The sequence below is a fragment of the Dyella ginsengisoli genome, assembly GCF_044904665.1.
Classification (GTDB): Bacteria; Pseudomonadota; Gammaproteobacteria; order Xanthomonadales; family Rhodanobacteraceae; genus Dyella_A; species Dyella_A ginsengisoli.
Map to the genome: position 1 here is coordinate 175,054 of NZ_JADIKM010000001.1, position 12,878 is coordinate 187,931.

Annotated in this window: 15 protein-coding genes; 3 read left to right on the top strand and 12 right to left on the bottom strand. The window is 70.3% G+C overall.

Annotated features, from left to right (window positions below; translation table 11 throughout):
- Positions 1 to 35 precede the first annotated feature (35 nt).
- Together ISP17_RS00835 and ISP17_RS00840 are read left to right on the top strand one after the other, a co-directional pair.
- On the top strand, positions 36 to 2,483 hold the full coding sequence (locus tag ISP17_RS00835; RefSeq protein ID WP_404629617.1) for a S9 family peptidase: 2,448 nt from the start codon (positions 36 to 38) through the stop codon (positions 2,481 to 2,483).
- Positions 2,484 to 2,594: 111 nt separating this feature from the next.
- Positions 2,595 to 3,350, top strand: coding sequence for a hypothetical protein (locus ISP17_RS00840; protein WP_404629618.1), 756 nt, complete (start codon positions 2,595 to 2,597; stop codon positions 3,348 to 3,350).
- A gap of 26 nt (positions 3,351 to 3,376) precedes the next feature.
- Here the strand turns inward: ISP17_RS00840 and ISP17_RS00845 are convergent, their stop codons facing one another.
- The 12 genes from ISP17_RS00845 to ISP17_RS00900 all read right to left on the bottom strand — a co-directional run bounded on the left by ISP17_RS00845 (position 3,377) and on the right by ISP17_RS00900 (position 12,185).
- A complete protein-coding gene (locus tag ISP17_RS00845; RefSeq protein WP_404629619.1) occupies positions 3,377 to 4,156 on the bottom strand; it encodes a sulfite exporter TauE/SafE family protein in 780 nt (259 codons plus the stop codon).
- Between the two features lie 16 nt (positions 4,157 to 4,172).
- Positions 4,173 to 4,520: an ArsR/SmtB family transcription factor gene (locus ISP17_RS00850; protein ID WP_404629620.1), complete on the bottom strand. Its 348-nt coding sequence runs from the start codon at positions 4,518 to 4,520 to the stop codon at positions 4,173 to 4,175.
- Complete coding sequence (locus ISP17_RS00855; RefSeq protein WP_404629621.1) at positions 4,517 to 4,972, bottom strand: TIGR01244 family sulfur transferase; 456 nt, start codon at positions 4,970 to 4,972, stop codon at positions 4,517 to 4,519. Before ISP17_RS00855 ends, ISP17_RS00850 begins: the two co-directional genes overlap by 4 nt.
- 46 nt (positions 4,973 to 5,018) lie before the next feature.
- The gene (locus ISP17_RS00860) at positions 5,019 to 5,885 is read right to left on the bottom strand and encodes an MBL fold metallo-hydrolase (RefSeq protein ID WP_404629622.1); all 867 of its coding nucleotides are present in this window, start codon (positions 5,883 to 5,885) and stop codon (positions 5,019 to 5,021) included.
- 29 nt (positions 5,886 to 5,914) lie between these two features.
- Positions 5,915 to 6,331 (bottom strand): DUF6691 family protein, encoded by a 417-nt coding sequence (locus ISP17_RS00865; RefSeq protein ID WP_404629623.1) that lies wholly within the window; start codon positions 6,329 to 6,331, stop codon positions 5,915 to 5,917.
- A gap of 2 nt (positions 6,332 to 6,333) precedes the next feature.
- The gene (locus tag ISP17_RS00870) at positions 6,334 to 6,792 is read right to left on the bottom strand and encodes a YeeE/YedE family protein (protein WP_404631381.1); all 459 of its coding nucleotides are present in this window, start codon (positions 6,790 to 6,792) and stop codon (positions 6,334 to 6,336) included.
- Between the two features lie 174 nt (positions 6,793 to 6,966).
- Positions 6,967 to 7,725 (bottom strand): thiol:disulfide interchange protein DsbG, encoded by a 759-nt coding sequence (gene dsbG, locus ISP17_RS00875; protein ID WP_404629624.1) that lies wholly within the window; start codon positions 7,723 to 7,725, stop codon positions 6,967 to 6,969.
- Positions 7,722 to 8,549 (bottom strand): prolipoprotein diacylglyceryl transferase family protein, encoded by an 828-nt coding sequence (locus ISP17_RS00880; RefSeq protein WP_404629625.1) that lies wholly within the window; start codon positions 8,547 to 8,549, stop codon positions 7,722 to 7,724. The genes dsbG and ISP17_RS00880 overlap by 4 nt, the downstream gene beginning before the upstream one ends.
- Positions 8,550 to 8,569: 20 nt before the next feature.
- Positions 8,570 to 9,622 carry a hypothetical protein gene (locus ISP17_RS00885; RefSeq protein WP_404629626.1) on the bottom strand — a complete coding sequence of 351 codons (1,053 nt, stop codon included), beginning with the start codon at positions 9,620 to 9,622 and terminating at the stop codon, positions 8,570 to 8,572.
- On the bottom strand, positions 9,619 to 10,602 hold the full coding sequence (locus ISP17_RS00890; protein ID WP_404629627.1) for a c-type cytochrome: 984 nt from the start codon (positions 10,600 to 10,602) through the stop codon (positions 9,619 to 9,621). Before ISP17_RS00890 ends, ISP17_RS00885 begins: the two co-directional genes overlap by 4 nt.
- Positions 10,599 to 11,267, bottom strand: coding sequence for a c-type cytochrome (locus ISP17_RS00895; protein ID WP_404629628.1), 669 nt, complete (start codon positions 11,265 to 11,267; stop codon positions 10,599 to 10,601). The genes ISP17_RS00890 and ISP17_RS00895 overlap by 4 nt, the downstream gene beginning before the upstream one ends.
- 36 nt (positions 11,268 to 11,303) lie before the next feature.
- Positions 11,304 to 12,185, bottom strand: coding sequence for a metalloregulator ArsR/SmtB family transcription factor (locus ISP17_RS00900; RefSeq protein WP_404629629.1), 882 nt, complete (start codon positions 12,183 to 12,185; stop codon positions 11,304 to 11,306).
- A 305-nt stretch (positions 12,186 to 12,490) separates the two neighbouring features.
- Between ISP17_RS00900 and ISP17_RS00905 the strand changes: the two genes are divergently transcribed.
- Positions 12,491 to 12,862: a MarR family winged helix-turn-helix transcriptional regulator gene (locus ISP17_RS00905; protein WP_404631383.1), complete on the top strand. Its 372-nt coding sequence runs from the start codon at positions 12,491 to 12,493 to the stop codon at positions 12,860 to 12,862.
- Positions 12,863 to 12,878 lie beyond the last annotated feature (16 nt).

Consider the following 12,878-nt stretch of genomic DNA (forward strand, 5'->3'; position numbering starts at 1 on the left):
GCTACGCTGGCGCGATTGCCACCGTGGAGCGACTCATGCATCGAACCGTGCTCGCCGGCCTCGCCGCCCTGCTCGTGCTGCCCGCCTATGCCGCCACCCCGGCGCCGCCGGGTCAGGCGCCGCTGGACATGGAAACCATCATGGCCAGCCCGGACTGGATCGGGCACCCGGTCGAGTCGCCGTACTGGAGCGTAGACGGCCGCTCGATCTACTACCAGGTGCAGCGCGACGGCAGCCCGGTGCGCGATCTGTATCGCGTCGATCCCGCCACCGGAAAGGGCGACAAGCTCGATCCGGTCGCCGTGGCGCAGGCCGACGGCCCGGCGGTATTCGACCGCCGCCACGCGCATGCGGCCTTCATCCGCCACGGTGACGTGTTCGTGGTGAATCTCGCCGACGGCCGGCGCACCCAGGTCACTCGCACGGTGGACGACGAATCCGCGCCGCAGTTTTCTGCGGACGGTCGCGCTCTGCAGTATCGCCAGGGCAACAACTGGTACACCTACGACCTCGCCAGCGGCGTGAGCGCGCCCGCCGCCGTGCTCAAGTTCGCCGACGATCCGCAGGCGGAGAAGCCCGACACCCTGCGCGACCACCAGCGCGCCCTGTTCAGCACGCTGCGGCAGCTCAAGGCGGACAAGGACGCCGTGCGCGCGCAGCGGAAGGTGCTGGCGGCGGCCGACCCCGGCCGCGCGCCCGAGCCGTTCTGGCTGGGCGACACCATCAACCCCGTCGACACCGAACTCTCGCCCGACGGCCGCTGGATGCTGCTGGTGACCGAGCCAAAGGACGCCAAGCCCGGCGAGGCGCCGCAGGTGATCCACTACGTCACCGACTCGGGCTACACCGAGGCCAAGGACGCGCGCACGTACGTGGGCCGCAAGGACCCCACGCCGCAGTCGCTGCTGCTGCTGGACCTGTCCACGCACACCAGCTACCCGCTCGACACGGCGGTGCTCCCCGGCATCAAGGACGACCCGCTCAAGACGCTGCGCGCCCAGGCGATCGCCGCGCGCGAAAAGGCCGGTGACCCGGACGGCGCCAAGGCGCTCAAGGCGTCCGACGTGCGCCCCGTGCACATCATCTCCGGCGAGAACGACGGCTCGGGCGGCGGCATCGCGTGGAGCGACGACGGCTCCCGCCTCGCCATCCAGCTGCGCGCCATCGACAACAAGGATCGCTGGATCGCCAGCGTCGATTTCGCCAGGCACGCGCTGGTGAACCAGCAGCGCCTGCACGACGACGCCTGGATCAACTGGAACTTCAACGATTTCGGCTGGCTCAGGGACAACCGCACGCTGTGGTACCTGAGCGAAGAGACGGGTTACTCGCAGCTCTACACCAAGCCGCTGGACGGCAAGGCGAAGCAGCTCACCGCGGGCAAATTCGAGATCAGCCATCCGCAGCTCAGCGACGACGGCCGCTGGTTCTACCTGCGCTCCAACCGCGTGGCGCCCTACAGCTACGACGTCTACCGCGTGCCATCGACCGGCGGCGAGCTCACCCGGATCACGCAGTACCAGGGCATGGACCAGTTCGTCCTGTCACCGGACGGCACGCAGCTGGCCGTGCTGCATTCGGCGCCCTACGTGTTCGACCAGCTCTCGGTGTTGCCGGCCGCCGGCGGCACGCCGCGCGAGCTGACCGACACCATGAAACCGGCCTACATGGCGCACGACTGGATCGCACCGAAGATCGTCGAGGTACCCTCCTCGCACGGCGCCGGCGCGATCTATGCCAAGTACTACGGCCCGGCGAACGAGACCGACGCGCCCGCCTCGCGCCCGGCGGTGATCTTCGTGCACGGCGCGGGCTACACCCAGGACGTGACGCTGGGTTCCACCTACTACTTCCGCGAGCAGATGTTCCACAACCGGCTCGTGCAGAAGGGCTACGTGGTGCTCGACATGGACTACCGCGCCTCGGAAGGCTACGGCCGCGCCTGGCGCACCGCGATCTACCGCCAGATGGGCCATCCGGAGCTGGAAGACCTGCTCGACGGCAAGGCCTGGCTGGTGCAGCACCACGGCGTCGATCCGAAGCGCGTGGGCATCTACGGCGGCAGCTACGGCGGCTTCATGACCGAGATGGCGCTGCTGCGCGCGCCGGGCGAGTTCGCCGCGGGCGCGGCGCTGCGTCCGCCGTCGGACTGGGTCACCTACAACGCCGAGTACACCTCGAACATCCTCAACGATCCGCAGCTCGATCCCGAGGCGTACAAGACGAGCTCGCCGATCGAGTACGCGGCCAACCTCGCCGACCCGCTGCTGATCGAGCACGGCCTGATCGACGACAACGTGATGACGGCCGACTCGATCCGCCTGTACCAGCGCCTGATCGAGCTGCACAAGAAGAACTTCTGGATCTCGCTCTACCCGCTCGAGCGCCACGGCTTCGTGCATCCGGACTCGTGGTACGACGAGTACCGCCGCATCGACGAGTTGTTCGATACGTACGTGAAGGGCCGCGCGGCGACGCTCTGACGACGCGATGCTTCGGGTCGCGCCCCCTCGCTGGCGCGACCCGAAGGGCGCACCTGCCGCACGCGGCCGGCGCGCATACACTGGCATCTACCCCGCCAAGGAACGGATGCCATGCCACTCGGGAAACTGTCGCTGCGCCTGGGCATCGCCCTGGCCGCCATGCCGGCGTCGCTGCTGCTGGCGGGTCTGCTGCACAGTGACTACCTGCTCGGCCTGTTCGTGCCGGCGCTGGTCCTTGCCATCCTGTACTGGATCGACCTTCATGCAGCCTTGGGCGAGGCCGACAGCGACGCGCCCGGCGTCCGTGCCGCGTGCCGGACGCTCGCCGTGCCGGGGCTAGTGATCGGCCTTTGGCTGAGCGCACTTCCGATCTTCGCTGCGGTGGACGCCTGTCGTGCGGCACGGACCGGCTCGCTGGCGCAGGCCGGCTTCTCGCCCGGCGCGTTGGTGTTCCTCGCACTCGCGCTGGTCTGCGGCGTGCTGCTGATCCGCGGTGCCTGGCGTCGCGCCACCGGGCGTAGCGTTGGCCTGAGCTGGTTCCACGTGACCTTCGACGACACCCATGTACACCTCGACGTGCACCCGCCGGGGCGACCCGCCTGGCAGGACACGTTCCCGTGGAGCGCGATCGTGCGCGTGTGCTTCAAGGACGAAGGTCCGTACGCCTCCGATGGGCTGTACATCTTCACCACGCTGCGGCCGGAGTCGTTCGTGATTCCCACCGAGGCAGATGGTGGCGACGCGCTGTTCGTCGCACTATTCGAGCGCGGCTACTTTCCGGACGAGGTGTTCCGCCAGGCGATTTCCTCCACCGACGGCGGCTTCTACTGCTGGCCGACGCTGGAGCGGGAAGCCGGCGCGCGCTAGCCGCTGCGCCGGTCATGCGCACGGCCTCAGCCGCGCAGCGAGTGGAACAGCATGTAGATCGCCACCGCGATGATCATCCCGGCGAAGATCGCGTTGAGCGCGCCGCGCTTCTTGGCCAGCTTCTTGGCACCGTGCGCGCCCAGCCAGCCGCCGGCCACGCCGCCGCCGATGAAGGCGGCGGCCACCGGCCAGTCGATCAGGCCGGAGAAGGCATAGTTGGTGGCGGCGGTGAGGCCGAATGCGCCCACCGCGAACAGCGAGGTGCCGATGGCGTGGATGATCTCCATGCCGCTGGCCAGCATCAGCCCCGGCACGACCAGGAAACCGCCGCCGATGCCGAAGAAGCCCGACAGCGCGCCGGCGCCCAGACCCACGCCGGCCAGGCGCGGGTCGGCGTGCGGCAGCGGGTAGCGGTCCGGGCCGCCGCCGCGGCGGCCGCGCAGCATCAGCACCGCCACCACGATCATCAGGATCGCGAACAGCACCAGCAGCCGCTGGCCGTTCACCGCCTTGCCGATGGTCGAGCCGATGAAGGCGCCCACCACGCCGGTGGCGGCGAAGATGAAGGCGGCCTTCCAGCGCACGTGGCCGGCGCGCGCGTGCGGAATCAGGTTGGCGAACGCGTTGAGCGACACCGCCAGCGCGCTGGTGCCGATCGCCAGGTGCGGATCACGCACGCCGACCACGTAGAGCAGCAGCGGCACGGCGAGGATCGAGCCGCCGCCGCCGATCAGCGCCAGCGAGAAGCCGACGGCCGAGCCGCAGGCGATCGCCAGCAGGGCCTGCATCAAATCGAGATGGAGCATGAAATGGGCCTTGGAGTCAGTTGGGGCAGAACTGGTCGAACAGCGTCTGCATCAGCGCCTGCACGCGCGCGTCGCTGATGCGGTAGTAGATCGATTGCGCTTCGCGGCGGCCGCTCACCACGCCATCGCGGCGCAGCAGCGAGAGATGCTGGGAGACCACGCTCTGGGCCAGCCCCAGCGCCTGTGCCAGCTCGCCCACCGAACGCTCGCCCGGGATCAGCTGGCACAGCAGCAGCAGCCGGTTGCGACTGGCCATCGCCTTGAGCGTGGCAATCGCCTCGTCGGCGTACGCCTGCATGCGTTCCATCGGCATCGCCGCGCTGAAACCCGGCACCCGTTCCGCCGCCTTGCCGAACGCCATCATGGGTTCCTCGCCTGTCGCGCCGGGCCGGCGGCACGCGCCTGCTCCAGCCGCGGGCGCAGCGCGCCCAGGTCGTAGCCGGCCTCGGCGGCGGTCTGCACGACGTCCGCCACCGGCCGCACGCGCGCGGCGTCCAGCGCCCACAGCGTGGTCGATCGCGTGCCGGTGCGGCAGAACGCCAGGGTCGGCGCCGGCAGTTCGGCCAGTGCGGCACCGAACGCGGTCACCTGCGCATCCTGCAACTGGCCGGAGACCACCGGGATCTCGCGGTACACCAGCCCGGCACGCGCCGCGGCCGCGGCCAGCACGGCGCTGGCGGGCTGGTCGGCGGACTCGCCGTCGGGACGATTGTTGATCACGCTGCGGAAGCCCTCGGCAGCCAGCGTGGCGAGGTCCGCCTCGCTGATCTGCGGAGCCACGCTGAGCGTGTCGGTAAGGCGTTTGATGGTGGTCATGGTCAGTCCCTCGGCGGGAAGCAAGTGCGGTGCGGCGCGGGTGGAATCAGAGCGCGTCGAGCGGGATCTTCAGGTAGCTCACGCCGTTGTCGTCCGGCGGTGGCTTGTGACCGGCGCGCATGTTGATCTGCACCGAGGGCAGGATCAGTTTGGGCATCGCCAGCGTGGCGTCGCGCGCGGTGCGCATCTGCACGAAGTCCGCCTCTGCGATGCCGTCGCGCACGTGCAGGTTGCCGCGCTTCTCCTCGCCCACGGTGGTTTCGTAGACGTATTCGTCGCGACCCGGTGCCTTGTAGTCGTGGCACAGGAAGATGCGCGTCGCCTCCGGCAGCGCGTAGATCTTCTGGATCGAGCGGTACAGCGTGGCCGCGTCGCCGCCGGGGAAGTCGCAGCGCGCGGTGCCGTAGTCGGGCATGAACAGCGTGTCGCCGACGAACGCCGCGTCACCGATCACGTGCGTCATGCACGCCGGCGTGTGGCCGGGCGTGTGGATCGCCACCGCCTCGATCTCGCCCACGCGGTAGGTCTCGCCATCGGTGAACAGGTGGTCGAACTGGCTGCCGTCGCGGGCGAATTCCGTGCTCGCGTTGAACAGCTTGCCGAACGTGGTCTGCACGGTGCGGATGTGCTCGCCGATGCCCAGCCTGCCACCCAGCTGCTGCTGGATGTACGGCGCGGCGGAGAGGTGGTCGGCGTGCACGTGGGTGTCGATCACCCAGTCCACGGTGAGGCCGTGCCCGCGCACCCAGGCGACGATGGCGTCGGCCGAGTCGTGACGGGTGCGGCCGGAGGCGGCATCGTAGTCGAGCACGCTGTCGATCACCGCGGCACGTCTGGTGGCGGGGTCGGACACGACGTAGCTGAAGGTATTGGACGGTTCGTCGAAGAACGCTTTGACGTCGGGGCGTTGCATGGTGATCTCCTGTCGCGTGGGGAGGGCGCTCAAGCGCGCGCCGCAGGAATCTTTGCCGCCAGCCACCAGCCGGCGAGCATCGTGGCAACCAGCACCAGCAGCGACGGGGCGGCACCGCTGAGCGACGCCAGCGCGGGGCCGGGGCAGTAGCCGGCGATGCCCCAGCCGATGCCGAACAGCGCCGAGCCGCCGACCAGTCGCGCATCGAAGCGCCGCGCGGTGGGCAACTGGAAGTCCGATTCGAACAGCGGCCGGTCGCGGCGGAAGACCAGCCGGTAGCCGATCGCCGTGGTGAGCACGGCGCCGCCCATCACGAACACCAGGCGTGGGTTCCAGGCGCCAAACAGGTCGAGGAAGCCCAGCACCACGGCGGGCTGGTTCATGCCGCCCAAACTCAGGCCGAGGCCGAACACGAGGCCGGCGAGCAGTGCGATGGTGATTTTCATGGTCAGGCGTTTCCGAGCAGATGACGCATCACGAAGACGGTGGCGATGCCGAACGTCATGAACACGCCGGTGGCCAGCAGCGAACGGGGCGACAGGCGGGCGATGCCGCACACGCCGTGGCCGCTGGTGCAGCCGTTGCCCAGGCCCGTACCCACGCCCACCAGCAGTCCGGCCAGCGCCATCAGCGGCAGGCCGATCTGCGGCACGCCGATGCCACGGTCCTGGCCGAACACAGTCAGCAGCAGCGGTCCGGCGATCAGGCCGGCGATGAAGGCGACCCGCCAGCCGCGATCGCCACGCTTACCGATGAACACGCCGCTGGCGATGCCACTGATGCCGGTGATCCGACCCAGGCTGGCCATCAGCAGCACGGCGGCTGTCCCGATCAGGGTGCCACCCAGGAGGGACGAGAGGTACGGGTGCATGGCATTCTTTATGAATATTCGAAAGTATGAATATATAGTCGATGCGCGGACGGGACAAGCCCGGAGGCCGCGGTTCCGGCGCGAGATCACGCCAGTCGGGCGCCGGCGGGGCGCGGCCCACGCTCCGGCCGGAGACGGGGTGACCAGGGCTCCGCGCAATCGGGCACATGCGCCGCCCGGCAGGGGGCGCGCCAACGTCCGCCTGCTCGCTCAGCGCGGGCCGAAGATCGCCTTCAGCTGCGCGTCCGGCAGCATGCCCGCGGCCATGTGGATGGTGCCGTCGGCGTCGCGGTACACCGTGGCCGGCGTGCCCTGCACGCCCAGCTTGTCCATCAGTTCGCCGTTGGCCACCAGCGCCGCCTCGATCGCGGGCGCCAGCGTCTTGGCCGGCACCACGGTGCTGTGGCCGAAGCTTTGCTCGTGTTGGCGCAGGGCGGCCAGCGGGTCGGCGGCCTGCAGGATCGCCGCGGCCCGGTACGGACTGGTCGGCGAGATCACCGCCACCAGAATGTGCCGCACCTGCACGTCGCCGCCGGCCAGCAGCGGCTGGGTGGCGGCCCACAGCTTGTGGCAGTACGGACACTCGGTGTCGGTGAACACGTAGACGATGCGGCGCGGGTTGGTGGCGCCCTCGGCGATGTAGCGCGTCTTGCCCAGCGCGGCCCAAGTGGCGTCGTCGAGCACCGGGGCCGAGGCTGCTTCCAGGCTGTCGCTGGTGAGGTCGTTGCCGGCGCGGTCGTACAGCGAGCCGATCACCGTGTGCTCGCCGTCCGGCAGCAGGTAGACCGGCAGCGTGTGGCCGCGGTACTCGCCGACGAATCCGCGGTAGCCGTCCGGCGCCTTCAGCGGGCCCTTGATGGTGATGCCCTTGGCGGCCAGCGCCTGTACCGGCGGCGGCAGCGGAGCCTCGCTGGCGGGGGTGCAGCCGATCATGGCCAGGGTCAGGAGGCAGGCAAGCCAACGGTTCAAGGGGATTCTCCGGTTGCGGTGGGGGTGGGTGCGATGCGTTGCAGGGACTCGGCCAGGGTGGCCGCCGACAGCTCGCCCAGATGGGTGTCGCGCAGCCGGCCGCGCGCGTCGACGAACAGCGTCGTCGGATAGCCGCGCACGTTGTAGTGGGCGCCGAACGCGCCGCTGCTGTCGAGCAGCACGTGCCGCGGCGCCAGCTGCTGCTCGGCAAGAAACCGCCGCACGGCGTCGGCCGATTCGCCGGCGTCGACAAACACGAAGCGCACGTCGGGCAGGCGCTTCTGCGCCTGCACCAGCATCGGCAGCTCGCGTCGGCATGGCCCGCACCAGGTGGCCCAGACGTTGATGACCAGCGGCTGGCCGGCCAGCGTGTCGATCGCCACGCTGCGGCCGTGCAGATCCGCCAGCGCCAGCGTGGGCAGGGGCAGGTGGGTGGCCTGTTCCAGCCGCAGCGCGGTGAGGCTGATCAGCCCCCAGGCAAAGCCGCCCGCGGCCAGCACGAGGACGAGCGGGCGCCGCTGCGCCGGCCGTCGCGAGGCCGCCACCACGGCACCGGCCAGCACGGCGAGCGCGCCCGCCCACGCCACGAAGCCGCCCACGCGCGGATCGATCAGGCTGGCCGGCTCGCGGGCGTATTCCGGCCACCAGCGGATGACGTGCGCCAGCCGCGCGGCCAGCACGCCGGCGGCGAGCAGCCACCACAGCGTGCCCTCCACGCGCGGCATGCCGCGCCGGTGCAGGCGTGCGTCCACCACAAGTGCGACCACGACGCCGGCGATCAAGGCGAGCGGTCCGGTGGCGAGCGCCCAGGGTCCGAAGTTCATGCCGGCTGACTCATGCGTGCTCAGAAGCCGATCTGCGCGTAGACGCCCAGCTCATTGCTGGCGGCGAGCGCGAGACGGTCGTGCGACAGCCGCTCGCGCTTGTAGACCGCGGCCACCTGCACCTGCCTGGACACCGCGCAGGCGACGCCGAGGTTGGCGTAGCGCTCGCGCCGCGAAGGGTCCAGCGACGCGCTGGTGGCGGCGCGGTCGTAGCGGGCGAACACCGACCAGCGCGGGTCCAGCGCCAGGCTGGCCCAGGCCGACCAGCCGCTGGCGCGATCACCCTTCGGGCTGCGCACCTGGTTCCAGTCCATCGCGCGGAAATACTGCGCGCCGAGGCGCACGCGCTGATCCGCATAGGCGGCCAGGGCACCCCAGCGGCGGGCGGTGTGGTAGGTGGGCAGGTTGCCGCCGCCCAGCGCGAGCTGGCCGTCGTAGCCGCCGATCGCCAGCACGCTGTGCGCGCTGGGTTGCCATGCCAGGCGCGCCTCCACGTCGGGGCGGTCGCCGGTGCGCGGATGCTTGAAGCTCGATCCGGAAACCACCGAGCCGGCGTACTGCAGCCGGCCGCCGTCGCCGAGCGCGCCCAGCGCGTGCACGCCCCAGTCCGCCGAGGCCGCGTAGTGCAGCCGCGTCAGCAGCTCCTTGTCGACGTAGCGATAGCCCGACCAATGGTTGACGAAGCCGGCCCACGGCAGTGGCGCCGAGCCCAGGCGCAGCACCAGCGCCTGGCTGAAGTCGCCCTGCAGGTAGGCGTGCTTCACCCACAGGTGGGTGGGCGAGGCGTCGCGCGTCCAGTTGATGTCGGTGGTGAGGTGGGCCGACCAGGTGCGGCTGAAGCGGTGGTCCATGTCCAGGTAGAAACGCGTGAGGTCGGCGCCGTTGCGGCTTGCCGTGGTGCGCTTCCCGTTGCGGTACTGGTTGAGGTGGCTCGCGTCGAGAAACACCGTGCCGCCCACCGTGGTCGCGCCCGCCGGCGCGTCCGTGGCCCGTGCACCGTGGGCGAGGCCCAGCACGAGGAAGCCCGCGCCGGTCCCCGTCGCGATGCGACGGAGCAGGGAGGGGAAGGTCATCGCGACCCCTGGCGCCTGGCCGGCCGGGAACCCAGCAGGTGGCCGTTGACGGTGGTGCCGTAGAGCGACATCGGCGTGTCGTGGAAATCCTTGCGCGTCTGCGCGAGGTCGCCCTTGAAGCGCGGGTCCTGCGGGCGTTCGTGGGCGTCCATGTACATCGCCACGTCCCACGCGTCCTGGTCGCTCAGCGTGTTGCCACGGCTCAGCGGCATGTTGGCCTTGATGAAGGCGGCGGCGTTGTCCAGTTCATGCATGCCGGCGCCCCAGTTGAACGAGTCCGGTCCCCACAGCGGCGGAAACACGTAGCGCCCGGCCACCTTCTGGCCCAGGCCGTCGCTGCCGTGGCACAGCGCGCAGTCGCGCTGGAACACCGTCTCGCCGCGCGCGTAGTCCGGTGGCTGCGGCGGCTTGAAGCCCTGCTTGGGATAGCCGGCGCCGTCCAGCTTCACGCCGATCGGCGCGCCGGTGGCCATCCAGTACGCGTAGGCCTCCAGCGCCAGCATCTCGCGGCTGTCCAGCGGCGGCGCCTTGCCGTTCATGCTGAACTGGAAGCAGCCCTGCAGTCGCTCGCCGAAGCTGTTCACGTGCTTGTTCTTGCTGCGGTAGGCCGGATACATGCCGTAGGCACCCCACAGCGGCGCCGAATTCGGCTGACGGCCGGCGTCGAGGTGGCAATTGGCGCAGGCCAGGCCGTTGCCGACATATGCCGGCGCCTTCTGTGCGGTGTGCACGAACAGCTCGCGCCCCTCGCGCACCATGTCGCCGAACGGGCCTTCGGGGATCGCCGATTCCGGCGGCGGCGTGAACGCCGTTGCCGGCTTCATCGTCGTCGGCGCCGGGGCCGCTGCCGAGGCGGCGGGCGCGGCCGCCGTGGCGGTGTTGGCCGGCTTGGCCGGCATGTCGCTGCCGGCCGGCGGGCGCTGGCAGGCCACCAGCATCACGGCGGCGAGCGCGGGGAGCAGCAGTCGATGACGGTTCATGGCGTGGCCTTGGGTTGGCCGAGCGGCTGCGCGGCGAACCAGCCGGCCACTTCGGTGATGTCCTGGTCGTCCAGCGCGGCGCTGATGTGCTGCATCAGCGCCAGCGGGTCGTTGCGCCGGCTACCCCGCTGCCAGGCCCTGAGCTGTGCGGCGATGTACGCGGCCGACTGCCCGGCCAGCGGCGGAAACGCCGCGCCCACGCCCACCCCGCCGGGGCCGTGGCACTGCTCGCAGGCCGGCACCTGGCGGCTCCAGCGGCCGCGTGTGGCCAGCAACGCGCCGCGGCTGTCCGGCGCGGGCGGCTGGGTGGCGGGCCTGGCCAGTGCGGCCGGCAGCGGCAGCCGGCTGTAGTACCCGGCCAGCGCCTGGCGCTCGTCGGTGGTCAGCGCCGTGGCGACGGGCTTCATCACCGGGTTGTCGCGCGTGCCGTCGGCAAAGCTGTCGAGCTGGCGCCGCAGGTAGCTGGCGTCGAGTCCGGCCAGCCGCGGAAAGCCGGCGGCGGCCTGGCCGCCACCGTCGGCACCGTGGCAGCCCAGGCAGGGCGGCGCGCCCTTGCCGTTGCCCTGTGTGGCGAGCTGCGCGGCGTCCATCGCATGCGCCGTCGGCGCGGCTAGGGCGGCGGCTGCCAGTGCACATGCGGCCACGACACTCCATCGAAAGTTCATCGTGCGTTCTCCCTGCGGCTCCCGAACGTGGGGCTGCTATAGCGGCATCAGGGCGTAGCCCTGTTGCTGCAAGTCGGCGATGGTGGTCAACGCTGACAGGGCCAGCGAGACGTGGCGGTCGATCGCCTCGTACGGGTAGTCGTGCTCGGCCACCGCCTGCCCGCACACCGCCACGTCGACACCTGCGGCGCGCAGGCGGGCGATCACCGGCAGGTTGGGGTTGTCCTGGCCGAACGCGGTGCGGTAGTGCGCATCGTCCAGCACCAGTGGCGTGGCGGCGCCGGAGGCCACCGCGACGAAGTGCAGATGTTCCAGCGGCACGCCCGCGCCGGTGTAAAGATTCACGCTGCGCGCGAGCCGCTGCAGGCCCGGATTGAGCTGGTCGGGCTTGCCTGCGCCGGTGAGGCTGAAAACCACCTTGTACGAGGCCGTGGCATCGGGTTGGTAATGCGCCTGCGGCAGCGGGTGGATCCGCCCGGCGCCCTCGATGGTGGGCGTGATCCAGAAGCCCTCGGCCGCCATGGCGCCAGCGCTGGTCAAGGCGAGACCCAGCACGGCGGCCAGCGTGGCGGGTTTCATCGGATCGTCCCCTGGCGGTTCCGCCAGGGCCGGGACCTCGGCACACAGGCTGGTGAGCAGCGCGGGCAGCTGGCCGGAGGCCTCGCTGCCCAGCCGGTAGAACAGCTGGCGCGCCTGTCGTCGCTGTTCCACCAGGCCCTCGTCGCGCATGCGCGACAGGTGCTGCGACAACGCGGACGGCGCAATGCCCAGCTGCATCGACAGGTCTCCCGCGCTGCTCTCGCCATCACGAAACAGCCGGCACAACACCAGCAGGCGGGATGGATGCGCGAGCGCCTGCAGCAATCGGGCGGTGTCGTGCGCGCGCTGGTGCAGGAGGGGCAGAGTTTCTTTATTCATATTTCAGTGAAATAAACATTGACCGATTCTGCCCGGCCCGGTCCGGTTTGTCATCCTGCGCGGCCGCCGGGCCTCAACCCTTGGGCCGTAACACTTTGCATGCCCAGGCGCGGCCAGCCGGCGATCCGATGAAAGATTTTGCTCGCGCAAAGGCTGCGACCGAGATATTTGCCTTGACAAATAAACTTCGGGCAATAGAATGCGCGGCCATGAACGCTGTCACCCCCACCACTCCCATCCTCAAGGGCCCCGCCGAAAGCCTCGGCGTGTTGCTCGGCCTGGTCCGTTCCGAAATCGTCCGCGCGATGGAAGCCGAGCTGGCCGCGCAGGACATCGATCTGCGCTTCACCCAGTTCCTGATCCTCAAGCGGCTGTCCCGGCTCGGCCCGATGAGCGCCAGCGAGCTGGCTCGCTCGGTGGAGCTCGACGGCGGCGCCATGACGCGCCAGCTCGACCAGCTCGAAGCCAAGGGCTTCCTGCGCCGCACGCCGCACGAGCAGGACCGCCGCGCGCTGCGCATCGAGCTCACCGATGCCGGCAACGCGCTGTGGCAGCAGCTCACCGACTGCAACGATCGCGTGCTGGAAGCGGCCCAGCGCTCGCTCAGCCTCACCGAGCGCGAACAACTGCATGACTACCTGGAACGCGTGCTGCACGCGCTGCGCGACAAGTCCTGATATTCCCGCCCCGACT

Excerpts from the sequence above, each read along its gene's own strand:
- ISP17_RS00835 (WP_404629617.1), top strand. The coding sequence starts at position 36 with ATGCATCGAACCGTGCTCGCCGGCCTCGCCGCCCTGCTCGTGCTGCCC.
- ISP17_RS00840 (WP_404629618.1), top strand. The coding sequence starts at position 2,595 with ATGCCACTCGGGAAACTGTCGCTGCGCCTGGGCATCGCCCTGGCCGCC.
- ISP17_RS00845 (WP_404629619.1), bottom strand. The coding sequence starts at position 4,156 with ATGCTCCATCTCGATTTGATGCAGGCCCTGCTGGCGATCGCCTGCGGC.
- ISP17_RS00850 (WP_404629620.1), bottom strand. The coding sequence starts at position 4,520 with ATGATGGCGTTCGGCAAGGCGGCGGAACGGGTGCCGGGTTTCAGCGCG.
- ISP17_RS00855 (WP_404629621.1), bottom strand. The coding sequence starts at position 4,972 with ATGACCACCATCAAACGCCTTACCGACACGCTCAGCGTGGCTCCGCAG.
- ISP17_RS00860 (WP_404629622.1), bottom strand. The coding sequence starts at position 5,885 with ATGCAACGCCCCGACGTCAAAGCGTTCTTCGACGAACCGTCCAATACC.
- ISP17_RS00865 (WP_404629623.1), bottom strand. The coding sequence starts at position 6,331 with ATGAAAATCACCATCGCACTGCTCGCCGGCCTCGTGTTCGGCCTCGGC.
- ISP17_RS00880 (WP_404629625.1), bottom strand. The coding sequence starts at position 8,549 with ATGAACTTCGGACCCTGGGCGCTCGCCACCGGACCGCTCGCCTTGATC.
- ISP17_RS00885 (WP_404629626.1), bottom strand. The coding sequence starts at position 9,622 with ATGACCTTCCCCTCCCTGCTCCGTCGCATCGCGACGGGGACCGGCGCG.
- ISP17_RS00890 (WP_404629627.1), bottom strand. The coding sequence starts at position 10,602 with ATGAACCGTCATCGACTGCTGCTCCCCGCGCTCGCCGCCGTGATGCTG.
- ISP17_RS00895 (WP_404629628.1), bottom strand. The coding sequence starts at position 11,267 with ATGAACTTTCGATGGAGTGTCGTGGCCGCATGTGCACTGGCAGCCGCC.
- ISP17_RS00900 (WP_404629629.1), bottom strand. The coding sequence starts at position 12,185 with ATGAATAAAGAAACTCTGCCCCTCCTGCACCAGCGCGCGCACGACACC.
- ISP17_RS00905 (WP_404631383.1), top strand. The coding sequence starts at position 12,491 with ATGGAAGCCGAGCTGGCCGCGCAGGACATCGATCTGCGCTTCACCCAG.